This window comes from Methylobacterium cerastii, from assembly GCF_022179125.1.
Taxonomy (GTDB): domain Bacteria; phylum Pseudomonadota; class Alphaproteobacteria; order Rhizobiales; family Beijerinckiaceae; genus Methylobacterium; species Methylobacterium cerastii.
In genome coordinates this window covers 109,977-130,529 of record NZ_BPQG01000046.1, presented here as the reverse complement: position 1 = coordinate 130,529, position 20,553 = coordinate 109,977, and the positions used below count along the sequence as shown (strand labels likewise).

At 69.6% G+C, this 20,553-nt stretch carries 24 protein-coding genes; 13 read left to right on the top strand and 11 right to left on the bottom strand.

Going from position 1 to position 20,553, the window contains the following annotated elements; genetic code table 11:
* Positions 1 to 22: 22 nt before the first annotated feature.
* Together MFF13_RS15480 and MFF13_RS15475 are read right to left on the bottom strand one after the other, a co-directional pair.
* Positions 23 to 1,081, bottom strand: a complete 1,059-nt coding sequence (locus MFF13_RS15480; RefSeq protein ID WP_238272486.1) for a lysylphosphatidylglycerol synthase domain-containing protein — start codon at positions 1,079 to 1,081, stop codon at positions 23 to 25.
* Positions 1,078 to 1,452: a (2Fe-2S) ferredoxin domain-containing protein gene (locus MFF13_RS15475; protein ID WP_187273584.1), complete on the bottom strand. Its 375-nt coding sequence runs from the start codon at positions 1,450 to 1,452 to the stop codon at positions 1,078 to 1,080. The genes MFF13_RS15480 and MFF13_RS15475 overlap by 4 nt, the downstream gene beginning before the upstream one ends.
* Before the next feature lie 212 nt (positions 1,453 to 1,664).
* Between MFF13_RS15475 and MFF13_RS15470 the strand changes: the two genes are divergently transcribed.
* The 3 genes from MFF13_RS15470 to MFF13_RS15460 all read left to right on the top strand — a co-directional run bounded on the left by MFF13_RS15470 (position 1,665) and on the right by MFF13_RS15460 (position 4,684).
* Positions 1,665 to 2,972: a KpsE/RkpR family capsule polysaccharide export protein gene (locus MFF13_RS15470; RefSeq protein ID WP_147828266.1), complete on the top strand. Its 1,308-nt coding sequence runs from the start codon at positions 1,665 to 1,667 to the stop codon at positions 2,970 to 2,972.
* A gap of 61 nt (positions 2,973 to 3,033) precedes the next feature.
* Complete coding sequence (locus tag MFF13_RS15465; protein WP_147750165.1) at positions 3,034 to 3,318, top strand: hypothetical protein; 285 nt, start codon at positions 3,034 to 3,036, stop codon at positions 3,316 to 3,318.
* 190 nt (positions 3,319 to 3,508) lie between these two features.
* Entirely contained in the window at positions 3,509 to 4,684 is a 1,176-nt protein-coding gene (locus MFF13_RS15460) for a M20 aminoacylase family protein (RefSeq protein WP_238272492.1), read from the top strand.
* 6 nt (positions 4,685 to 4,690) lie between these two features.
* Here the strand turns inward: MFF13_RS15460 and MFF13_RS15455 are convergent, their stop codons facing one another.
* Positions 4,691 to 4,903: a DUF4287 domain-containing protein gene (locus MFF13_RS15455; RefSeq protein WP_147828265.1), complete on the bottom strand. Its 213-nt coding sequence runs from the start codon at positions 4,901 to 4,903 to the stop codon at positions 4,691 to 4,693.
* 120 nt (positions 4,904 to 5,023) lie between these two features.
* Positions 5,024 to 6,424, bottom strand: a complete 1,401-nt coding sequence (locus MFF13_RS15450; RefSeq protein WP_238272485.1) for a leucyl aminopeptidase family protein — start codon at positions 6,422 to 6,424, stop codon at positions 5,024 to 5,026.
* Positions 6,425 to 6,528: 104 nt separating this feature from the next.
* Here MFF13_RS15450 and MFF13_RS15445 point away from each other — a divergent pair, with 104 nt between their 5' ends.
* The gene (locus MFF13_RS15445; protein WP_147828263.1) at positions 6,529 to 7,320 is read left to right on the top strand and encodes a tetratricopeptide repeat protein; all 792 of its coding nucleotides are present in this window, start codon (positions 6,529 to 6,531) and stop codon (positions 7,318 to 7,320) included.
* Between the two features lie 206 nt (positions 7,321 to 7,526).
* Here MFF13_RS15445 and MFF13_RS15440 read toward each other — a convergent pair whose 3' ends face one another.
* The 4 genes from MFF13_RS15440 to MFF13_RS15425 all read right to left on the bottom strand — a co-directional run bounded on the left by MFF13_RS15440 (position 7,527) and on the right by MFF13_RS15425 (position 9,407).
* Entirely contained in the window at positions 7,527 to 7,676 is a 150-nt protein-coding gene (locus tag MFF13_RS15440) for a hypothetical protein (RefSeq protein WP_238272484.1), read from the bottom strand.
* Between the two features lie 36 nt (positions 7,677 to 7,712).
* Positions 7,713 to 7,925 carry a hypothetical protein gene (locus tag MFF13_RS15435; RefSeq protein WP_238272483.1) on the bottom strand — a complete coding sequence of 71 codons (213 nt, stop codon included), beginning with the start codon at positions 7,923 to 7,925 and terminating at the stop codon, positions 7,713 to 7,715.
* Between the two features lie 116 nt (positions 7,926 to 8,041).
* Positions 8,042 to 8,785, bottom strand: a complete 744-nt coding sequence (locus MFF13_RS15430) for an RNA methyltransferase (RefSeq protein WP_238272482.1) — start codon at positions 8,783 to 8,785, stop codon at positions 8,042 to 8,044.
* A 73-nt stretch (positions 8,786 to 8,858) separates the two neighbouring features.
* Complete coding sequence (locus MFF13_RS15425; RefSeq protein ID WP_238272481.1) at positions 8,859 to 9,407, bottom strand: formaldehyde-activating enzyme; 549 nt, start codon at positions 9,405 to 9,407, stop codon at positions 8,859 to 8,861.
* 212 nt (positions 9,408 to 9,619) lie between these two features.
* Between MFF13_RS15425 and MFF13_RS15420 the strand changes: the two genes are divergently transcribed.
* Complete coding sequence (locus tag MFF13_RS15420; protein WP_147814903.1) at positions 9,620 to 10,834, top strand: NADP-dependent isocitrate dehydrogenase; 1,215 nt, start codon at positions 9,620 to 9,622, stop codon at positions 10,832 to 10,834.
* 125 nt (positions 10,835 to 10,959) lie between these two features.
* Here the strand turns inward: MFF13_RS15420 and MFF13_RS15415 are convergent, their stop codons facing one another.
* Together MFF13_RS15415 and MFF13_RS15410 are read right to left on the bottom strand one after the other, a co-directional pair.
* Positions 10,960 to 12,621: a methyl-accepting chemotaxis protein gene (locus MFF13_RS15415; protein ID WP_238272480.1), complete on the bottom strand. Its 1,662-nt coding sequence runs from the start codon at positions 12,619 to 12,621 to the stop codon at positions 10,960 to 10,962.
* A 21-nt stretch (positions 12,622 to 12,642) separates the two neighbouring features.
* On the bottom strand, positions 12,643 to 13,662 hold the full coding sequence (locus MFF13_RS15410; protein ID WP_147828260.1) for a cytochrome-c peroxidase: 1,020 nt from the start codon (positions 13,660 to 13,662) through the stop codon (positions 12,643 to 12,645).
* A 310-nt stretch (positions 13,663 to 13,972) separates the two neighbouring features.
* On the opposite strand from MFF13_RS15410, the gene MFF13_RS15405 reads away from it, so the two are divergent.
* The 8 genes from MFF13_RS15405 (at position 13,973) to MFF13_RS15370 (ending at position 19,836) form a co-directional block, all read left to right on the top strand.
* Positions 13,973 to 14,767 carry an inositol monophosphatase family protein gene (locus tag MFF13_RS15405; protein WP_147763208.1) on the top strand — a complete coding sequence of 265 codons (795 nt, stop codon included), beginning with the start codon at positions 13,973 to 13,975 and terminating at the stop codon, positions 14,765 to 14,767.
* Positions 14,768 to 14,837: 70 nt separating this feature from the next.
* Positions 14,838 to 15,380, top strand: coding sequence for an adenine phosphoribosyltransferase (locus MFF13_RS15400; RefSeq protein WP_147750174.1), 543 nt, complete (start codon positions 14,838 to 14,840; stop codon positions 15,378 to 15,380).
* 194 nt (positions 15,381 to 15,574) lie between these two features.
* Positions 15,575 to 15,709, top strand: coding sequence for a 50S ribosomal protein L34 (gene rpmH / locus MFF13_RS15395; RefSeq protein WP_082643292.1), 135 nt, complete (start codon positions 15,575 to 15,577; stop codon positions 15,707 to 15,709).
* Between the two features lie 67 nt (positions 15,710 to 15,776).
* Entirely contained in the window at positions 15,777 to 16,346 is a 570-nt protein-coding gene (gene rnpA / locus MFF13_RS15390; RefSeq protein WP_238272479.1) for a ribonuclease P protein component, read from the top strand.
* Positions 16,336 to 18,180, top strand: a complete 1,845-nt coding sequence (yidC, locus tag MFF13_RS15385) for a membrane protein insertase YidC (protein ID WP_147828258.1) — start codon at positions 16,336 to 16,338, stop codon at positions 18,178 to 18,180. The genes rnpA and yidC overlap by 11 nt, the downstream gene beginning before the upstream one ends.
* Before the next feature lies 1 nt (position 18,181).
* The gene (gene yihA / locus MFF13_RS15380; protein ID WP_147750177.1) at positions 18,182 to 18,835 is read left to right on the top strand and encodes a ribosome biogenesis GTP-binding protein YihA/YsxC; all 654 of its coding nucleotides are present in this window, start codon (positions 18,182 to 18,184) and stop codon (positions 18,833 to 18,835) included.
* A gap of 11 nt (positions 18,836 to 18,846) precedes the next feature.
* Entirely contained in the window at positions 18,847 to 19,212 is a 366-nt protein-coding gene (locus MFF13_RS15375) for a DUF423 domain-containing protein (RefSeq protein ID WP_373322552.1), read from the top strand.
* A 66-nt stretch (positions 19,213 to 19,278) separates the two neighbouring features.
* The gene (locus tag MFF13_RS15370; RefSeq protein WP_238272478.1) at positions 19,279 to 19,836 is read left to right on the top strand and encodes a sugar O-acetyltransferase; all 558 of its coding nucleotides are present in this window, start codon (positions 19,279 to 19,281) and stop codon (positions 19,834 to 19,836) included.
* Positions 19,837 to 19,840: 4 nt separating this feature from the next.
* Here MFF13_RS15370 and MFF13_RS15365 read toward each other — a convergent pair whose 3' ends face one another.
* Positions 19,841 to 20,509, bottom strand: a complete 669-nt coding sequence (locus tag MFF13_RS15365; RefSeq protein WP_147828255.1) for a metallophosphoesterase family protein — start codon at positions 20,507 to 20,509, stop codon at positions 19,841 to 19,843.
* Positions 20,510 to 20,553: the final 44 nt, after the last annotated feature.

Genomic DNA, 20,553 nt, shown 5'->3' with positions numbered 1-20,553 from the left:
GCTCATGGCGTCTCTTGCGGGGTCATGGCGTCTCGGCGCGCACGGCGCCGCGGCGCGCCTCGAGGTTCTGCCACACGATCAGCGCGGGCAGGCCGAGCACAATGTCGGGCACGCGCTTGGCGAGGGACAGGGCGATGGCGGTGCCCGGATCGATCCCGAACAGGGCGCCGACGAGCACGAACCCGCCTTCCTGCACGCCGAGCCCGCTCGGGATCGGGAAGGCCGCCGACTTGATCGCCTGGCTCAGGGCCTCGATCACCAGAACCTCGGAGAGCGTGACGCCCTCGACGCCGATGCAGGCGAGCACGATCGCGATCTCGGCGGCGCCCAGCGTCCAGGCGAGCGCGTGCAGCAGGATCGATTGCAGCAGCCGTGCCCGCCGGCCGCGGCCCCAGACCGCGTCGAGGGCATCCTGCACGCTGCCGCCCGCGCTGCGCGCCGGCTCGGCCTCGCGCACGAATCGGCGCGAGAGCGCCCCGAGGCGGGCCTCGACGAAGCGCGCCGCGCCGGTGCGCTGGAAGGCGAAGAAGGCGGCCAGCACGAGGCCGGCGACCGCGAGCGCCCTGAAGACCCAGCTCGCGAGTTCGGCCGCCGGCTCGCCCTGGACCTGCATCAGCAGGCCGGCGCCGAGCAGCGCGAACAGAGCCTGGGTGCCGACCTGGAACAGCATGTCGGCGAGGATCGAGGCCGCGGCGAGCGGGCCGGCCACGCCCCAGAAGGTCAACAGCCGGCCGCCGACCACGTCGCCGCCGACGGAGGCGACGGGCAGCAGCACGTTGATGCCCTCGCGCACGAACCGCAGGGTGGCGAAGGCGCCGAAGCCCGCCGGCGACAGGCGATCGAGGATGCGCTGCCACGCCAGCGCGCAGAGCAGCACGATCGCCGCCCGCATCGTCACGACGCCGGCGAGGCCGAAGATGCCGATCCGGCCGAAGGCGTCGGCGACGGCGCCGAGATCGTTGGTGGCGACGAGCCAGATCGCGAGCCCGAGGCCGAGCACGGTGCCGACGAGCGGCAGGCGCCGCAGGAGCGCCCGAGCGAGCGCGGGCCGGCCCGCGCGAAGAGGTTCCGGCGCGCTCACGCGGCCGCGTCGCGGGCGTCGTCGCGCTCGTCTTGACCCAGGTTTGCGCGCGGGGGCAGCAGCAGGGCGACGATCGCGTCCGGCGACGCCGTCGGATCGATCAGCAGGATCCGTCCGGCCGCGACGCTGGCTCCGGTGGCGACGGCGACCAGGCGCTTCGGGCAGGGGCCGAGGCACCCGGTCTCGACCACCCGCAGCTTCGCCCCGGAGCCGCCCTGCTTCAGGCCGGCCTTCACCCGGTCGCGGATCGCGCGCTTGGACAAGCCCTGGCGCTTGGCGCATTTGGTGCAGACGGCGACGACCTCCGAAAACTTCGCCTTCGCGGTGCGGACGGTTGGGGGCGGCGTGCGGTCGGCGGGGTCCGGTTTCATCGCCTATCGGGTAGGACGAGGCGGCGCGGCGCGCAACCGCGCGGATTCGCCCGAACCCGCCCAGGGCACGGCAGGCCCGACGCCTTAAAAAGGGCCGAAAAGAACGGGATTGCGGCATCGTTCCGATCGTGGGCGAGCGGCTTCCCCGAAGGCTCGGAAAAGCTGCCCGACACAGCACGGCCGAACGGACAAAGCGCAGGAAACCGGAACGGATGAGCGTCGACGAGGTCAGGCAAGGCGATCGACTCCGCGGCCTGCTGCAGGTCGCGCAGCGCTCGGTGACCGAGCTTCGCCGCGGCGCGGAGACGATCGAGCCGGTCCGCGCGCCGGAGCGGCGCTCCCTGGTGCAGCGCACCCGCGAGAGCCTCGCCTGGACGCGCCTGCCCGGCCTGCGCCCGGCCGACGCCGAGCCCAAGAGCTACGTCGCCCGGCTGGTGCAGCGATTCAGCCTGTTCGTCCTGCTGCCGACGGCGTTGGTCGCGTTCTACCTGTTCGCGATCGCGTCGGACCAGTACATCGCCGAGGCGCAGTTCGCCGTGCGCGGCAACGTCGAGCCGATGGAGAACGTCTCGCTCGGCGAGTACACGAGCCTGATTCAGAAGCACAACAGCCAGGACAGCTACATCGTCCGGGACTTCATCAACAGCCAAGCCATGGTCGACGCCGTCGAGAAGAGCCTCGGCGTGTCGCGGATGTTCTCGCGCAAGGAAGCCGATTTCTGGGCGCGATACCGTGCGCCGCAGCCGATCGAGGAACTGACCAAGTACTGGCAGGAGCACGTCCTCGCGCGGATCGACGCGATCTCGGGCGTGATCCAGCTGTCGGTGCGCGCCTTCACGCCGGAGGACGCCCTGGCGATCGCCAAGGACGTGATCGCGCGCTCCGAGGTGCTGATCAACGAGATCTCGCGGCGGGCGCAGGCCGACATGGTCAAGCAGGCCGAGGTCGATTCGGTCGCCTCCGAGGAGCGGCTGCGCAAGGCGACCCTCGACATCCAGCGCTACCGCAACCACTGGGGCATCATCGATCCGATCAAGTCGGCGGAGAGCACGCTGACGACGATGATGACCCTGCGCAAGGACAAGCTGAAGGCCGAGAACGACCTCCAGGTGCTGCGTGGATCGAACCTCGACGAGAAGTCGCGCTCGATCCAGGTGCTCGCCGCCACGGTGGCCGCGATCGACAGCCAGATGAAGGGGCTGCAGGACCAGCTCACCACCGACGGCGGCTCCGCTGGCGGCGCGACCATGACCAACGCGCTGCTCGAATACGAGGGCCTGATGGTCGAACGCACCATCGCCGAGAAGCTGAACGAGATGGCCAACACGATCCTCGACAAGGCCCGCGTCTCGGCCGGCAAGCAGCACATCTTCCTCACCGCCTTCGTGCCGCCGATGATCCCGACGGATTCGCTCTATCCGAAGCGCTGGCACCAGCTCGCGGTGCTGTTCTTCTGCTTCGTCGTTCTGTGGAGCTCGGTGTCGCTCATCGTCGGCGGGATCAGGGACCAGCGGATCTGACCGGGCGCCCCGCTCGACCGACTCACCCGACCTCGCCTTCAACGGACCCGATCTCACGCGCATGGCGGACTTCTCCGATCTCGTCGCCCAGGCGATCAAGCCCTCCATGAACCGGGCCGAGCGCGAGGCGGTCTACGGCGTGGTGCGGCAGGCGGTGCTGCGGCTGCGGCAGCGCGAGGACATGAGCCCGGACGATCCGCGGCTCGCGATCCAGCAGCACCTCATCGAGGAGACGATCCGCGACGTCGAGGCCGACATCGCGCGCTTCGAGGCGATGCGGAAGCTCGACGCGGCGCTCGCGGCGCAGACGCGTGCGCACAACGACGGCGGTTCCGGCCGCCGCTGAGGCGGCGCGGCCCGGATCGCGCGTTGACCGGGACCTTGGCCCCCTGTTTGCTGGGGAGACGAGCCGGCCGCGACGACCGGAGCTGAAGGCCTCCCGATCCATGGCGCTGCACCACTTCTCCACCGACGCTCCGTCTGCCGGCGACACCTCCGGCCAGGAGGCGGATGCCGCGCATCGATCCACCGGCAGCCTGCCGGAGATCGACGCCTTCGCCGACGAGATGGCGGCGTGGCGGCACGACCTGCACGCCCATCCCGAGCTGCTCTACGACGTGACGCGCACCGCCGCCTTCGTGGCGGGCAAGCTCGAAGCCTTCGGCTGCGACGAGGTCGTCACCGGCATCGGCCGGACCGGCGTGGTCGGGGTCGTCCGCGGGCGGGGAACGGGAAACGGCGCGAACCGCATCCGCACCCTGGGCCTGCGGGCCGACATGGACGCCCTGCCGATCCAGGAGGTGCGCGACCTTCCCTACCGCTCGACCGTGCCGGGCAAGATGCACGCCTGCGGCCATGACGGGCACACCGCGATGCTGCTCGGCGCCGCCAAGTACCTCGCCGCCACCCGCGCCTTCGACGGCACGGCGGTGCTGATCTTCCAGCCGGCGGAGGAGGGCGGCGGCGGCGGCGAGGCGATGGTCGAGGACGGCCTGATGGAGCGCTTCGGCATCGATGCGGTCTACGGCATGCACAACATCCCCGGTCTCGCGCTCGGGCGGTTCGCCATCCGTCCCGGCCCGATCATGGCCTCGACCGACCGCTTCACCCTGACGATCGAAGGGCGCGGCGGCCACGCCGCCCTCCCGCAGAACGCGATCGACAGCGTGCTGGTGGCGAGCCACGTGGTGATCGCGCTGCAATCGATCGTCTCGCGCAACATCGACCCGCTGCAATCGGCGGTGGTCTCGGTCTGCGCCCTCGAGGCGGGCGAGGCCTTCAACGTCCTGCCGCAGACGGTCACGATGCGCGGCACCATGCGCGCGCTCTCCACCAAGGTGCGCGCGGCGACGAAGGCGCGGATCGTGGCCATCGTCGAGCAGGTCTCGGCCGGCTTCGGCGCCGTCGGCGGCGTCGACTTCGGATCGAGCTATCCGGTGACGGAGAACCACCCCGCGGAGGCCGCCTTCATGGCCGACGTCGCCGCGGGCCTCGTCGGGGAGGGCGGGGTCGACCGCGCCGTGGCGCCGATGATGGCGGCGGAAGACTTCTCCTACATGCTCGGCCGCCGCCCCGGCGCCTACCTGTTCCTCGGCAACGGCGACAGCGCCGCGCTGCACCACCCGCGTTACGACTTCTGCGACGCAGCCGCCCCGCTCGGGGCCTCGCTCTGGGCGCGGCTGATCGAGACAGGGTTGCCGCTGGCGGGGTGAGGGCGTTCAGGTCTTCTCCGCCGCCAGGACGGACGCCACGATCGCGTTGGCGTGCCCGTGACCGAAGCCGTGATCGCTCTTCAGCATCGCGACCAGATCCATGTGCTTGGCCGGAAGCTTGTCCCGCACGATCTGCTGCCACGCGCTCACCGGGCGCCCGTATTTTTTCTCGATGGACGGGAAGTACGAGGCCGGTCCCTTGATCGGTTCAGTGGGCATGGCGGGGCCTCCTCCGGGTCCCGCCGCCCGGCGGCGCAGGATCTGTGATCGTCATCGGTGCCGGGTGTCCGACGGGACGATGCCGGCCGCGCGTCGCCTGGGTTCGGCCCAAGCCCGCCGTCACGCCGGGTAGCGCTCCTTCAGCAGCGCGTAGACCAGCCGCGCGGACTGCACCTCACCGCCTTCCGGGCGACCGGGCTTGGTCGAGGGGTTCCAGCCGTAGAGGTCGACGTGCACGTGGCGCTTCGTGTTCGGGGCGAAGCGGCGCAAGAACAGGGCGGCGGTGATCGCCCCGGCGAAGGGGCCGCCCGAGACGTTGTTAAGGTCGGCGACCTTCGAGGCGAGGAGGCTCGCATAGGGCGCGTGCAGCGGCAGGCGCCAGACCGGGTCGATCGCGGCCCGGCCCGCCGCCTCGAACGCGGCGGCGAGCGCGTCGTCCTCGGTGAAGTAGGCCGGCAGGTCGGGACCGAGCGCCGTGCGGGCGGCGCCGGTGAGCGTCGCGAAGTCGATCAACAGGTCGGGCGCCTCGGCGTCGGCCAGCGCCAGCGCGTCGGCGAGGATCAGGCGGCCCTCCGCGTCGGTGTTGCCGATCTCGACGGTGAGCCCGGCGCGGCTGCGGATCACGTCGCCGGGGCGGAAAGCCTCGCCGGAGATCGCGTTCTCCACCGCCGGGATGAGCAGGCGCAGCCGCAGGCGCAAGCCGGCGCCCATCGCCATGTCGGCGGCGGCCAGCGCCGCGGCCGCGCCGCCCATGTCCTTCTTCATCAGCAGCATGCCGGCCGACGGCTTGATGTCGAGGCCGCCGGTGTCGAAGGCGACGCCCTTGCCGACGAGGGTCACGCGCGGTGCGTCTTCCGGCCCCCAGTTCAGGTCGATGAGACGGGGCTGGCGGGTCGAGGCGGCGCCGACCGCGTGGACCAGCGGGAAGTCGCGTTCGAGCTCGGCGCCGGCGATCACGGACACCGTAGCGCCATGGCGCCCGGCCAACGCCCGCGCCGCCGCCTCGATCTCGGCCGGGCCGAGGTCGTTGGCGGGCGTGTTGACGAGGTCGCGCCCGAGGGCGACCGCGGCGGCGATGCGACCGACCTCGCCGGCGTCGACGCCGTCGGGCGCGACGAGGCGCGGTTGCTCCGGCCCGGCGGAGCGATAACGCGAGAAGCGGTAGGCGCCGAGCAGCCAGGCGAGCGCGGCCTTGGCGGCGGCATCGCCCGCGACCTGCGCCAGCGCGTAGGCGCCGGGCGGGAGCAGGCCGGGGAGCTTGCCGGCCGACAGCCGGTCGTGGCCGGCCTCGTCCGTCGCGCCGAGGCCGAACAGGACGCGGGCGAGGCTGCCGTCGGCGGCCGGCAGAAGCGCGAGCTGGCCGGCTTTCGCGGTGAAGCCGGTCGCCGCCGCATAGGTCCTCTGCGACGCCTCCAGCCCCGCCTCGGTCGCCGGCCAGCCGGCCTTGGCGACGAGCGTGACCGGGATGCCGGGAGTACCGGCCGGCAACAACGGAGGGATGGACGGTGCGGTGTCGGTCATGCGGTCCCAGCCGGCCGGGGCGTTTAACCCTGGGTTAGGGTTAACGCTCTATCACCGTCCCGTCGGGTGCGGGAAGAACCCGCCCGACCTCGACGGAGCATTCCATGATCGCGGCCTCCCGGCCGGTTGCGGCCACGTTCGCACGGAACTCGGCACCCCGGCTGATCGCCGCCTGCCTAGTCACCCTCGTGGCCGCGGGCTGCCAGTCGCGCTCGCCGGAGACCACCGGCTCGATCAACGGCGCGCGCCCCTCGGCCGGGCAGACCGAGGCGCTCGCGGAATCCTATGCGGCCAACCCCAACGACCTCGGCACCGCGATGCGCTACGCGCAGGCGCTACGGGCCAGCGACCAGCGCGCCCAGGCGAGCGCGGTGCTGCAGCAGGCGGCGCTTCGCAACCCGCGCAACACGGCGGTGCTCGGCGCCTACGGCAAGTCCCTGGTGGAGGTCGGGCGGCTGCAGGAGGCGCAGGAGGTGCTGCAGAACGCCCATTCCCCGGCCCAGCCGGATTGGCGCATCCTGTCGGCGCAGGGCTCCGTCGCCGACCAGCTCGGCGACCACGCCCGCGCGCAGGGTTTCTACGACGCCGCCCTGAAGATCCGGCCGGACGAGCCCTCGGTGCTGTCCAATCTCGGCCTGTCCTACGCCCTGGCGCGCCAGCTCGACCGGGCGGAGGAGACGATGCGCGTCGCGGTCTCGCGGCCTGGCGCGGATGCACGGGTGCGCGGCAACCTCGCGCTGGTGCTCGGCCTGAAGGGCCGCTTCGACGAGGCCGAGGCGATCCTGCGGCGCGACCTGCCGCCGGCGGAGGTCGCCGCCAACCTCGCCTCGTTGCGCAGCCTCGCCGCGCAATCGACCCGCGCCGTGACGGCGCGCAAGCCCGCCGATCGCGGCTAGGGCGTCATCCCTGATCTGCGGATCACGGAAAACGCTCCATCTCGTCGTGGGGTCGCATCGTCTCGACGCGAGCCGGGATCGACCGTGCTGGAAAAGGCTCTAGTGGTCGAAGTCTGACGGATGGAACCCATGCTTTGGGTCCGCTCCCGACCCATGGCAGCCAAATTTCACCGCTCAGAAACTATCCAGAAGCGTACATCGAAACGTCAAATCACTCGCTTGTTGAAGATCGCTTCTTCAACTTTTAGCGCAGCTTTGTTTTGAAACCAATCAATCATCCTGCGAACATCCGCTTCTCTTGTGGCAGAAACATTAGCATCGATGAGTTCAGCGCTGGCTTGCGCCATCGCGATCAAGATACGTGCCGCCTCTGGGACGTACGGAAGATCGTTCTAATTGTCATGGCGTGAGCGGATGATTTTATACCGAATGTTTTCGGGATAAGTCCACGCGCTGACGAGCATTTCATAGACGCTCACATCTTGCCCGGCCAGGACAGCGCTCGCGTCTCGATCATTTTCGGAGTAGCCGCAAGCCTCGATCCGTTCGCATGTATCGATGGCTGCGCTCATCATTTCACGGATCAAACTCCAGTCGGTTTTCATGATCCCTCCGAACGGTTCGCTCGGCAGCTTACCTCGAACTTTGGCGCAAAGCGGACGGGCAGAAACCCACCCATCGCAGACGTTCGGGGTGGGTTCCATCCGTCAGGTTTTCACCACTAGGCAGCCCCGTCCGGCCGGCGCCGGGCACCGCGTTCCAGCGCCTTCAGCGCACCGCGAAAGGTGCGCACGTCCTGCTCGGTCAGGCTCATGCGGTGGAGCCGGTCGCGCATGTTGCGGGCGATGCTCTCGCGCTTTTCCGGCGGATAGAAGCCGGCGCGGGCGAGCGTCGCCTCCAGGGTCTCGAACAGCGAGAGCAGCGCCTCGCGGGTCGCCTGCTGCGCGCGAATCTCGCCGGTGAAGGGGGCCTGGGCCAGCCCCGCCGCGCGGCGCCACTCGTATCCCACCAGCAGAACCGCCTGCGCGAGGTTGAGCGAGGGAAATTCCTCGCTCACGGGGAAGGTGACGATGGCGTCGGCCAGCGAGACCTCGTCGTTCAAGAGCCCGATGCGCTCGCGCCCGAACATCACGCCCACCTTGTCGGAATTCGCGATCCGCACGTTCGCCTCCGCCATGGCGACGTCGGGCAGCAGGACGCGCTTCATCTGCCCGCGCTCCCGCGCGGTCGTCGCGAACAGGACGTTCAGGTCGGCGACGGCCTCGGGGAGCGTCGCGTAGACCTTTGCCGCGTCGAGCACGTGCGTCGCGCCGGAGGCGGCCTCGCGCATGCCCTTCTTCGGCCAGCCGTTCCGCGGCGCGACGAGCCGCAGCTCCGACAGCCCGAAATTCGCCATCGCGCGGGCGGTCATGCCGATGTTCTCGGCCAACTGCGGTTCGACGAGGATGACGACGGGGACGCTCATGCGCGGGCCTCTCGCACGGACGTCCGCCGTGCGGAAGGGCCTCCGAGCGGACGGAGGCCATCGTTTGCGGCGCTCAGATCTTCCCGTCGAGACCCATCTGATAATACTTGTGCACGATCTTGTCCTGGTTCTCGAGGAGCCAGTCGATCGAGGGCTCGTTGGTCATCGCCTTGCGGATCGCTTCCGTCATCCCGCGACGCTGGATGTCGAACAGCGCCTTGTGATTTACGGTCTCGGCCTCGATCACGCCCGGGCTGAGCCAGACCGAGCAGATGATGCCGAGGTCGTTGGCCTTGTCCTTGGGGATGTAGCCGGCGCGGACCGCGTCGAGCACGCCGTTGGCGATGGCGAACTGCACCGTGCCCATCAGGATCGAGGTGTACTTCGATTCCGTGACGCTGACCTTGGAGACGCACAGCGTCACCGGGCGCACCATGATGTCGGTGTTCAGCAGGGCGAAGACGCGGGAATGGCCGACGACCTGGTCGCCGGTCAGCGTGGCGAGAGCGGTGCCCACCGGCCCGTCGAGCTCGCCGATGATCACCTCGGGCTCGGCAGCCGTGTTCGGGGGCCCGCCGGCGACCAGCGCCTCGCCGGCCCGCAGGATGATGCGCTCGCTCATGGTTGCTCCTGACGCTCGATGGATGCGCGCTGATTTCAGCCGGAGCGCCGGATGTCCACCCCTCGCGCCGCACGGCCCGGCGCGCATGACAGCCCCGGCGGCCTGTCCGCGCCCCCGGCTTTCGTCCGGGAAAGGCCCGCGCTATGACCCGCCCCGCGGCCGCACGGCATTTGCATGGGGTCCGCCCGGATTTCTACGGAAGGCAGTGGCTCATGGACAAGATCAAGGTGGCGAAGCCCGTCGTCGAGCTCGACGGCGACGAGATGACGCGAATCATCTGGTCCGAGATCAAGAACAAGCTGATCCACCCCTATCTCGACCTGGACCTCGACTATTACGACCTCGGCGTCGAGCATCGCGACGCCACGAACGACAAGGTCACGGTCGACGCGGCCGAGGCGATCAAGCGCCACGGCGTCGGCGTGAAGTGCGCCACGATCACCCCCGACGAGCAACGCGTCGAGGAGTTCAAGCTCAAGGAGATGTGGCGCTCGCCCAACGGCACGATCCGCAACATCCTCGGCGGCGTGATCTTCCGCGAGCCGATCATCTGTAAGAACGTGCCCCGCCTCGTGCCGGGCTGGACGCAGCCCTTCGTCATCGGCCGCCACGCCTACGGCGACCAGTACCGCGCCACCGACTTCAAGGTGCCGGGCAAGGGCCGCCTGACCATCAAGTTCGAGGGCGACGACGGCACCGTCATCGAGAAGGAAGTGTTCAAGTTCCCCGCGGCCGGCGTCGCGATGTCGATGTACAACCTCGACGAGTCGATCCGCGACTTCGCCCGCGCCTCGCTGAACTACGGGCTGGCGCGCAAGTATCCGGTCTACCTGTCCACCAAGAACACCATCCTCAAGGCCTATGACGGGCGCTTCAAGGATCTGTTCCAGGAGGTGTTCGACGCCGAGTTCAAGGGCAAGTTCCAGGCGCTCGGCATCACCTACGAGCACCGCCTGATCGACGACATGGTCGCCTCGTGCCTCAAGTGGTCGGGCGGCTACGTCTGGGCCTGCAAGAACTACGACGGCGACGTTCAGTCGGACACGGCGGCGCAGGGCTTCGGCTCGCTCGGCCTGATGACCTCGGTGCTGATGACCCCGGACGGCCAGACCGTTGAGGCCGAGGCCGCCCACGGCACGGTGACGCGCCACTACCGCGAGCACCAGAAGGGCAAGGAGACCTCGACCAACTCGATCGCCTCGATCTTCGCCTGGACCCGCGGCCTCGCCCACCGGGCCAAGCTCGACGGCAACGCGGAGCTGGCGAAGTTCGCGACCACGATCGAGACCGTCTGCGTCGACACCGTCGAGGCCGGCTTCATGACCAAGGACCTCGCCCTCCTGGTCGGGCCGGAGCAGAAGTGGCTCTCCACCACCGGCTTCCTCGACAAGGTCGACGAGAACCTCAAGGCGGCGATGGCCGGCTGAGGCGTCTCCAGGCACATCGGGCGCCCCGCGACGACGGCGGGGTGGCCCGGTGCCGCATCATTTCGATGCCCGGCATGCGACCGGTCGAGGACGGCGATGCGCGCAAGCACATCGCCGTTCTCGATTCAGGCGGCGCGCACGTCGGCGAGAAACTGGCGGACTTCCGCGCGCAGCATGCCGGATTGGCCGGCGAGCGCGTCGGCCGCGGCCGCGACCGATTGCGCCGCCTGTCCCGCGCCGTCCGCCGAGTGGACGACCTCGGCGATGTCGTTCGTCACCTGGTCGGTGCCGGCCGAGGCTTCGGCCATGCTGCGCACGATCGCCTGCGTGGCGGCACTCTGCTCCTGCACGGCGTGGGCGATGCTCGTCGCCACGCCGTTCATGGCCTGGATCTGGGCGGCGATGTCCTGGATCGCCCCGGCGGCGTCTCCGGTCGCCGCCTGGATCGCGGCGACCTGCCGGTCGATCTCGGCCGTGGCGTTGGAGGTCTGGGATGCGAGTTCCTTGACCTCTGCGGCCACGACGGCGAAGCCGCGGCCGGCCTCGCCTGCGCGGGCGGCCTCGATGGTGGCGTTGAGCGCCAGCAGGTTCGTCTGCCGCGCGATGGTCGAGACGAGGCCGATCACGTCGCCGATCCGGTTCGCCGCGCGGTCGAGCGCCGCCATGGTGGATTCGGTGCGGGATGCGGCCTGCACGGCGGTGGCCGACATCGCCGTCGCCTGATCGACCTGCCGGCCGATCTCGCCCATCGTCGCGCCGATCGTGCCGGCCGCGTTCACCGCGGCGTCGACGTTGCCGCCGGTGTCGCGGGCCGCGCCCGCAGCGCGGGTCGAGCACAGGGCGGTTCCCTCCACTTCGGTGCGCATCGTATCGGAGGAGGCCTGCAGCCCGTCCACGGTATCGGAGACGCGGGCGACGATGTTCCCGACGGTCCGCTCGAACCCGTCGGCGAGTTCGTGGAGCATGGCGCGCCGCGCAGCCTCTTCGCGCAGGCGTTCCGCCGCGGTGGTCTCGAGCTGCCGGGCCGCGTCCTCCAGCGACATGTCGCGGATCTTCACCACCGCCCGGGCGATGTCGCCGATCTCGTCCCGGCGGGCGGCCGCCAGCAGCTTCACGTTCGTGTCGCCCCGCGCGAGGCGGTCCGTGTCGGCCGTCAGCCGGATCAGGGGCTGCGACAGGCTCCGGGCGAGCCACCAGGCCGTCGTCACCCCGACCAGGGTGAGGGCGCCGACGAGCCCGAGCATCGCCCAGATCGTCCATACCGTGGCGCGATGGGTCGCCGCGATCCCGGCCTGCGCATCCTCGGCGGCCAGGGCCACGGCGGCGTCGAAGGCCTCCGTCAAAAGCCGGCGATGGCGCGTCATCCGTTCCGTGGTGGGAACGCCCTGCGCTGGGCGGAGGCCGAGCAGGATCTCCGCATCGCTGCGCCAGGCGGTCGCCGCGGTCCCGGCCGCGTGGGAGACGGCTCGCATCCGGTCCGACGACGCGGCCGCTTCGAGCCGCCCGAGCAAGGCCGAGAGCTGGTCGCCCTTGGCCGTGAAGTCGGCGGCGACCACCGTCATGTCGATCAGGTCGGTCATCGCGGTCACCCGCGCGACCAGCTCGTCGGCACCGTGGAAGCGGTCGCGCGCCGCGCGGCTCGCCGCGTTCGCTTCGTTCGTGCGCTCGGCGACCCGCGAAAGGTCGCCCACGGCATCCAGTCCGACCAGCCCGGTGACACCGGACAGGAGGCCCGCCAGCATCATGAAGCCGAGGAGCGGAAGAAGGATCTTGTAGCGGATCGACATGGTGGGCGTTCCGTCGTCGCGTCAGTTCGGGAGGTTCGGCAGGGCGGTCCGGGTCTGCTCCGCCGTCAGCGTGCGCAGGAACGCGAGAAGGTCCGCCCGCTCCTGCGCTTCCAGCCGCAACGGCCGCATCAGCGGCGACTTCGAAGGGCGTGAGACGCCGCCCGTCTCGTAGAAGGCGAGGACGGCTTCGAGGTCGGCGAATTGTCCGGCGTGGCCGAAGGGGGCGCGGTAGGTCAGGTTGCGCAGGCCCGGCGTCTTGAACGCGTGCATCGCCTGCGGGTCGTCGGGCTCGAAGGCGGCACGGCCGACATCCTTGGTCGGGATGCCGATGTCGTGGAACTTGTTGTCGGTGAAGTTCCAGCCCGTGTGGCAACCGGCGCACGCGGCCTTGCCCGTGAACAGGTCGAATCCGCGTTGCGCGGCCGGCGAGATCGCGCTCTCTTCGCCCTCGACCCAGCGATCGAACGGCGCCGTGCCGGCCACGACCGTCCGCTCGTAGGTCGCGATCGCGGTCAGGATGTTGTCCTGGGTGACGCCGTCCTTGGGAAACAGCTTGCCGAACCAGGCGCTGTATTCGGGAATCTTGTTCAGGCGGCCGATGATCTCCGCGAACTTCCCGTCCATCTCGCCTTCGGCGGTGATCGGACCCATCGCCTGGGTTTCCAGGTTCGGGGCGCGGCCGTCCCAGAACAGGGTCGGAATCCAGGCGGCGTTCAGGACGGTGGGCGCCTTGCGCCCGAGGGGCTTGTTGGTCGCACCGATCGCACCGGCGACCGGGACCTCGAACCCGAACGACGGATTGTGGCAGCTGGCGCAGGAGAGGTTCTGCTTGCCGCTCAGGCGCGGATCGAAGAACAGCATCTTGCCGAGGGTCGCCGTCTGCGGCGAATACCGCGCTTCTTCCGGAAACGGGATCAGATCCGGCCGCTTGTAGGCGGCCTTGGCGGACTCCAGACTCTGGCCCTGCGCGACCGTGGCGCAGGCGATCAACGCCGCCGAAGCGAGAACGCTCAGGCAGCGTGAAAGCGCTGTATTTCTCATGATCCGGCCGACCCCCTGGTATCTCCCAAGCGTTGTGATCGACCAAAGTTAACAACCGACTTTATAAAAATTGCGATGATCAATTGTTTTTCGCAATGATGATATGACTGCAACGCTCGATAGAATTTCTACTTGGAGTTTTACTACCTGCGCCGTCCGACCACATCGCGGCAGAACCGCAGCCGGCGTTCGGCGTGATCGGCTCCGCGACCGGCGGGGATGCCTGCCATCCCGGTTCCGGGGGTCGATTCCACGCCCCAGAGCGTTTAACGCGGCGTCCAACGACGCGCGAACGCTCAAGGCCCTCGACATGATCTCCTCACCCTTGATGACCGTGATGGTCGACGCCGTGCGCAAGGCCTCGAAGGGGCTGCGGCGCGACTACGGCGAGATCGAGAACCTGCAGGTCTCGCGAAAGGGCCCCGGCGATTTCGTCTCGGCGGCCGACCGCAAGGCCGAGGAGACCCTGCGCGACGCCCTGACCAAGGCGCGGCCGGGCTACGGCATGGTGCTGGAGGAGTCCGGCGTCGTCGAGGGCACCGACAGGAGCCACGTCTGGCACGTCGACCCCCTCGACGGCACCTCGAACTTCCTGCACGGCATCCCGCACTTCGCGATCTCGGTCGGGCTCGAGCGCGAGGGCCAGGTGGTCGCGGGCGTGATCTACGATCCCGTCAAGGACGAGCTGTTCGTCGCCGAGCGCGGCAAGGGCGCCTACCTCAACAACCGGCGCCTGCGCGTCTCGGGCCGGGTCGACATGGCCGACGCGCTCACCGCCTACGGCACGCCCTATCTCGGGCGCGGCAACCATCCCCGCCTGCTGCGCGAGGTCGCCGCGGTGATGGCGGTCTCCGGCGGCACGCGGCGGATGGGGTCGGCGGCCCTCGACCTCGCCTACGTCGCCTGCGGCCGGCTCGACCTGTACTGGGAGCGCGACCTGCAGACCTGGGACATCGCCGCCGGCATCATCCTGGTGCGCGAGGCCGGCGGTTTCGTCACCTCCGCCGACGGCGCCTCGGAGCCGCTCGCCGCGAAATCGGTGGCCTGCGGCAACGAGGGCCTGCACCGCGAGCTCGTCGCCATCCTGCGCAAGGTCAACGGCTGAGCCGCGAACTGGCCAGATTCCGCGCCATCTGCTCTAAGCCGCCGATCATCACGAGGAAGGCCCGCCCGGCATGGAACGCCGCCACATCGCCCTGAAGGATTCGATCCGCTCGATTCCCGACTATCCGAAGCCCGGCATCGTGTTCCGGGACATCACCACGCTGCTCAGCGACCCGCGCGCCTTCCGCCGGGCGGTGGACGCCCTGGTGCACCCCTACGCGGGCGGACGGATCGATCAGGTCGCGGGCATCGAGGCCCGCGGCTTCATCCTCGGCGGCGCGGTCGCGCACCAGCTCTCGGCGGGCTTCGTGCCGGTACGCAAGAAGGGCAAGCTGCCCCACAAGACCGTCTCGATCGCCTACACCCTCGAATACGGCACCGACGAGCTCGAGATCCACGTCGACGCGATCAAGCCCGGCGACCGGGTGCTCCTCGTGGACGACCTGATCGCCACCGGCGGCACCGCCACCGCCGCGGTCAACCTGCTGCGCCAGATCGGCGCCGAGGTGGTCGCGGCCTGCTTCGTGATCGACCTGCCCGAGATCGGCGGCGCGCAGAAGCTGCGCGACCTCGACGTGCCCGTACGGACCCTGATGGAGTTCGAGGGGCACTGAGGCGCGCGTCGGGCATTGGGAAGCCCGCCGAAACGTTGACTCGGTAAATCCCATCCGCCATAAGCCGCGCAGTCGCGATGGCGCTCCGTTCGGGCGCCGTCCGCATGTGCATTCACACTTTAAAGACGCGTGAAGGTCGGGTGCGGCGATAGCCGCCCGCGAACGCGCCTCGACCTTTGGAGGCTTGCAGAGCCATGAAAAGAACCTACCAGCCGAGCCGTCTCGTCCGTAAGCGCCGTCACGGCTTCCGCGCCCGCATGGCCACCGCCGGCGGCCGCAAGGTCATCGCCCGCCGTCGCGCGCACGGCCGCAAGAAGCTCTCGGCCTGAGCGTGACCGTCGCGCCGCCCTTCGCGGCGCGGATGGTGCCCGAGGCGTGAGCGAGGCCGAGCTTCCCATGCCCGTAACGGACTCGCCTGCCACCCTCGCGCCCGAGGCGAACCCGCCGACGGTGACACGTCTGAGGCGGCGGCCCGACTTCCTGGCGGCGGCCGACGGGCGCCGCTTCCACACCGAGCGCCTGACGGCGCAGGGTCGCGTGCGCGACGCGGGCGAGGTCCGGGACGGCGAATCGATCGCCGGCCTCCATCTCGGCTTCACGATCACCAAGCGGGTCGGCCATGCCACCGAGCGCAACCGCATCCGCCGGCGCCTCCGCGCCGCGGTCGCCGAACTCGGCCCCGAGCTCGGTGCGGTCCCGGCCGACGTCGTGCTGATCGCCCGCCGTCCGGCGATCGACGCCGCGTTCGACACCCTCAAGGACGACCTGCGCCGGGCGATCCCCGCGGTGGCCAAGCCCCGCGGGCCGAACGCGCATCCCCGTCCGCCGCGCCCGCCCAAGCCCGGCGCCGCGAAGGGCCGCGGCAAGGGTCCTCCGACGTCCCGACCTTCCGATCGCGCTGCGGCACCAGCCCGTGCGCCCTCAGCAACCTCGAACGCGTGCGACGGTGGCCCCGATGGGCAATGACAAGACGAACATGTTCGTGGCCATCGCCCTGTCGCTGGTGGTGCTGCTCGGGTGGAACTACTTCGTCGCCGCGCCGCGCGTCGAGCAGCAGCGCCAGGCCAACCTGCAGAACCAGGCCGCCCAGCAGAGCCCGGGCGTGACGCCTGACGGCGTGCCGTCGCCCAGCCCGAAGGAGGGCGGCCCGGCCGCCCCGGTGGCCGGCACCCTGCCCAACGCGGCCACCGGCCCGATCGGCCGCACCGAGGCGCTCGCCCGCTCGCCGCGCATCAAGATCGAGACCCCGGCGCTCGCCGGCTCGGTCGCCCTCAAGGGCGGCCGCATCGACGACATCTCGCTGAAGAACTACCACGAGACCGTCGACGACAAGAGCCCCGAGATCGTCCTGCTGTCGCCGGCAGGCACCGAGGCGCCGTACTACGCCGAGTTCGGCTGGGTCGGCGCCAACGCGGGCCCGCTGCCGACCAACGACACGGTGTGGACCGCCGACGGGCAGACGCTGGGCGTGAACATGCCGGTGACGCTGTCGTGGGACAACGGCGCCGGCCTCGTGTTCAAGCGCATCCTCGCCGTCGACGACAAGTACATGTTCACGGTCCGCGACGAGGTCGAGAACAAGGGTGCGAACGCGGTCACGCTCTTTCCCTACAGCCTGGTCTCGCGCTGGGGTAAGCCGCACACCCAGGGCTACTACGTGCTCCATGAGGGCATGATCGGCGTGCTCGGCGGCGACGGCCTGCAGGAATACACCTACGACCACCTCGCCAAGGAGCCCGCCTACGGCGGTGCCAACACCAAGGGCAAGGCGTGGGCGAACGTCACCGGCGGCTTCGTCGGCATCACCGACAAGTACTGGGCCGCCGCCGCGATCCCCGACCAGGGCGCGGCCTACACCGGCGCGTTCACCGAGCGCACCGACGGCGCGACCAAGATCTACCAGGCCAGCGTGCGCGGCGACGGCCGCAGCGTCGAACCCGGCGCCACCGCCTCGACCACCCAGCGCCTGTTCGCCGGCGCCAAGGAGGTCAACACGATCAACGGCTACGAGAAGAACCTCGGCATCAAGCAGTTCGACCTGATGATCGACTGGGGCTGGTTCCACTTCATCACCAAGCCGATGTTCCGGGCGCTGGACTTCTTCTTCCACCTCCTCGGCAACTTCGGCGTCGCGATCCTGATCGTGACCTTCTGCCTCAAGCTCTTGTTCCTGCCGATCGCCAACCGCTCCTACGTCTCCATGGCCAAGATGAAGGCCGTGCAGCCCGAGATGACCTCCATCCGGGAGCGGTACAAAGACGATAAGATGAAGCAGCAACAAGCGATGATGGAGTTGTATAAGAAAGAGAAGATCAATCCCGTCGCCGGCTGCTGGCCGGTGCTGGTGCAGATCCCGGTTTTCTTCGCGCTGTACAAGGTGCTGTTCATCACCATCGAGATGCGCCACGCGCCGTTCTTCGGCTGGATCCAAGACCTGGCCGCGCCCGATCCGACCAGCATCGTCAACCTGTTCGGCCTGCTGCCGTTCGCGGCGCCCGACTTCGTCCACCTCGGCATCTGGCCGATCATCATGGGTGTGACGATGTTCGTGCAGATGAAGATGAACCCCGCCCCGCCGGATCCAGTGCAGGCGCAGATCTTTACATTCATGCCGATCGTCTTCACGTTCATGCTCGGCTCTTTCCCGGCCGGACTTGTGATCTACTGGGCTTGGAACAACACACTCTCGGTGACGCAGCAATACGTCATCATGCGCCGCAACGGTGTGAAGGTGGAGCTGTGGGACAACCTGCGGAACACGTTCAAGCGCGGCAGCAAGACCGCGCCTGCGAAGAGCTGACGTGACACAGCAGGAGCAAGAGGACGCGGCGCTCGCCGAGAGCGGGCGCCTGCTGTTCGCAGGCGCCGCCGACTTCGTCGCCGCGGCGCCCTCACTCGGCACGTTGCCGGCTATGGACGGCGTCGAGATTGCCTTCGCCGGCCGTTCGAACGTCGGCAAGTCGAGCCTCGTCAACGCGCTCACTGGGCGCAACACGCTCGCGCGCACCTCGCACACGCCGGGGCGGACCCAGCAGCTCAACTTCTTCCGGATCGGCGAACGGCTGACGCTGGTCGATATGCCGGGCTATGGCTACGCCGCGGTCGGCAAGGAGAAGGTCGAAGCTTGGACCGACCTGATCCACGCCTACCTTAAGGGCCGCGCCAACCTTGCGCGGGTCTTCATGCTGATCGATTCCCGCCACGGGCTGAAGGGCATCGACACCGACGTGCTCGACGGGCTCGACAAGGCTGCAGTGAGCTACCAGATCGTGCTGACGAAGGGCGACGCCCTGAAGAAGTCCGAAATCGACGCGCGGATCGCCGGCATCCAGGCTGCGCTCGCCCGGCGCCCGGCGGCCTACCCGCAGATCCTGCTGACCTCGAGCCGCGACGACCGCGGCGTGCCCGAGCTTCGGGCCGCCGTCGCCCGGCTGATGGCCGAGCGCGGAGCGTAATGCCGACGACGATGGCTGACCGCACCCTCGTCGCCCTGGCCTGCCTCGCCGGCGGCCTCGGCGTCGCGGCCAGCGCCGCCGCCGCCCACATCCCCGGCGCCGACAGCCTGAAGACCGCAGCGCAGTTCCTGTTGTTCCACGCCCCCGCCATCCTGGCCCTTGCCGGCCTCGCCGCCGTCGGCGCGACCCATGCCGTGGCCACGCGGATCGCCGCCTTCGCGCTCGTGCTCGGCCTCGCGCTGTTCTCCGGCGACCTGGCGATTCGCGCGCTGGCGCAGCGGCCGCTGTTTCCGATGGCCGCGCCGTCGGGCGGCATCCTGCTGATGCTGGGCTGGGCGTCGGCGGCCGTCGCGGCGTTCCTGCCCGTCAGGCGTTAAAACGGTCGCGTGGCCGGCGGACCCGTGCCGGGTCGATCGAAACACCCATTCGGACTGCGAGGCACGATGCCGAAATCCGAGAAGCAGAAGATGATCGCGGGCGAGTTGTACCGCGCGGGCGATCTCGAGCTTCAGGCAGATGCGGCGGCCAACAAGGCATGGCTCGTGCGCTACAACGCAGCGCTGGCCGCATCGCCTGCGGAGCGGCGCGTACTGCTGATGGAGCATTTCGGCGGCGTCGGGGCAGGGGTCGTCGTCCGGCCGCCGTTCCATTGCGACTACGGCTACAACATCACGCTCGGCGCCGACGTGTTCCTGAATTTCGGCTGCATCGTCCTCGACGTGGTCGCGGTGACGATCGGGGACGGCACACAGGTCGGTCCCGGCGTTCAGATCCTGACTGCCGACCACCCGCGCGATGCCGAGACTCGCCGATCGGGCCTCGAATTCGGGCGCCCGATCGCGATCGGCGCCAACGTCTGGATCGGCGGCGCCGCCCTGATCCTGCCCGGCGTCACCGTCGGCGACGACGCGGTCATCGGCGCCGGCGCGGTGGTGACGCGGGACGTGCCTGCCGGCGCGACGGTGGTCGGCAATCCGGCGCGGGTCGTGGCGACGCGGTAGACTTTTAGCCCGCCCGCACCTGCAGGAACTCCACGGCCGGCCCCTGTACGTCCGAAAAGACGCCCGCCGTCAGCGCGGCGCCGTAGACGGCGGCGGTGTCGAGATTGGTGCGGAAGCGGCGGCGATCGGGCGTGCCGGAGTGTTGCGGCGTGTGGCCGTGGACGACATGCCGGCCGAAATCGCAATCTTCGGAGAGGAAGGGCTCTCGGATCCAGAGGCGGTCTTGCGCGTCCGAGATCTCCGGGTCGGTCCCGGGCCGGAAGCCGGCGTGGACGTACCAGCGTTCGGCGTCCGCATGCATCGTCGGCAGCGCCTCGATCCAATCGAGCACGTCGCCGGGGATCGCCGCCGCCTCGTCGACGCCGAACGAGGCCAGGGTCTCGGCGCCGCCGTTTCGGAGCCAGAGGTCGTCGGCGCCGGGCGTCGTCAGGGCCGAGAGCAGCATCGCCTCGTGGTTGCCCATCAGGCAGGCGACCCGCTCGGGATCGCTCCAATGCAGGCGGCTGATCGTCCGCAAAACACCGGCGCTGTCCGGCCCGCGGTCGATGTAGTCGCCGAGGAAGACGAGGCGATGCGGGCGTCCCGCCGCATGGGTCTCGATGCGGGCGAGGAGCGCGTCGAGCAGGTCGGCGCAGCCGTGGATGTCGCCGATGGCGTAGGTCAAGTCGCTCATGTCGGCCTAGTGTCGCCGCGCGGCGGCGCAAAGAAAAGCCCCGG

Coding starts and splice junctions, on each gene's coding strand:
- MFF13_RS15375 (WP_373322552.1), top strand. CDS start 18,847: ATGGCTGACCGCACCCTCGTCGCCCTGGCCTGCCTCGCCGGCGGCCTC.
- MFF13_RS15475 (WP_187273584.1), bottom strand. CDS start 1,452: ATGAAACCGGACCCCGCCGACCGCACGCCGCCCCCAACCGTCCGCACC.
- MFF13_RS15370 (WP_238272478.1), top strand. CDS start 19,279: ATGCCGAAATCCGAGAAGCAGAAGATGATCGCGGGCGAGTTGTACCGC.
- yidC (WP_147828258.1), top strand. CDS start 16,336: ATGGGCAATGACAAGACGAACATGTTCGTGGCCATCGCCCTGTCGCTG.
- MFF13_RS15470 (WP_147828266.1), top strand. CDS start 1,665: ATGAGCGTCGACGAGGTCAGGCAAGGCGATCGACTCCGCGGCCTGCTG.
- MFF13_RS15465 (WP_147750165.1), top strand. CDS start 3,034: ATGGCGGACTTCTCCGATCTCGTCGCCCAGGCGATCAAGCCCTCCATG.
- MFF13_RS15455 (WP_147828265.1), bottom strand. CDS start 4,903: ATGCCCACTGAACCGATCAAGGGACCGGCCTCGTACTTCCCGTCCATC.
- MFF13_RS15365 (WP_147828255.1), bottom strand. CDS start 20,509: ATGAGCGACTTGACCTACGCCATCGGCGACATCCACGGCTGCGCCGAC.
- rpmH (WP_082643292.1), top strand. CDS start 15,575: ATGAAAAGAACCTACCAGCCGAGCCGTCTCGTCCGTAAGCGCCGTCAC.
- MFF13_RS15445 (WP_147828263.1), top strand. CDS start 6,529: ATGATCGCGGCCTCCCGGCCGGTTGCGGCCACGTTCGCACGGAACTCG.
- rnpA (WP_238272479.1), top strand. CDS start 15,777: ATGCCCGTAACGGACTCGCCTGCCACCCTCGCGCCCGAGGCGAACCCG.
- MFF13_RS15450 (WP_238272485.1), bottom strand. CDS start 6,424: ATGACCGACACCGCACCGTCCATCCCTCCGTTGTTGCCGGCCGGTACT.
- MFF13_RS15430 (WP_238272482.1), bottom strand. CDS start 8,785: ATGAGCGTCCCCGTCGTCATCCTCGTCGAACCGCAGTTGGCCGAGAAC.
- MFF13_RS15425 (WP_238272481.1), bottom strand. CDS start 9,407: ATGAGCGAGCGCATCATCCTGCGGGCCGGCGAGGCGCTGGTCGCCGGC.
- MFF13_RS15435 (WP_238272483.1), bottom strand. CDS start 7,925: ATGAAAACCGACTGGAGTTTGATCCGTGAAATGATGAGCGCAGCCATC.
- MFF13_RS15400 (WP_147750174.1), top strand. CDS start 14,838: ATGGAACGCCGCCACATCGCCCTGAAGGATTCGATCCGCTCGATTCCC.
- MFF13_RS15420 (WP_147814903.1), top strand. CDS start 9,620: ATGGACAAGATCAAGGTGGCGAAGCCCGTCGTCGAGCTCGACGGCGAC.
- MFF13_RS15405 (WP_147763208.1), top strand. CDS start 13,973: ATGATCTCCTCACCCTTGATGACCGTGATGGTCGACGCCGTGCGCAAG.
- MFF13_RS15410 (WP_147828260.1), bottom strand. CDS start 13,662: ATGAGAAATACAGCGCTTTCACGCTGCCTGAGCGTTCTCGCTTCGGCG.
- MFF13_RS15415 (WP_238272480.1), bottom strand. CDS start 12,621: ATGTCGATCCGCTACAAGATCCTTCTTCCGCTCCTCGGCTTCATGATG.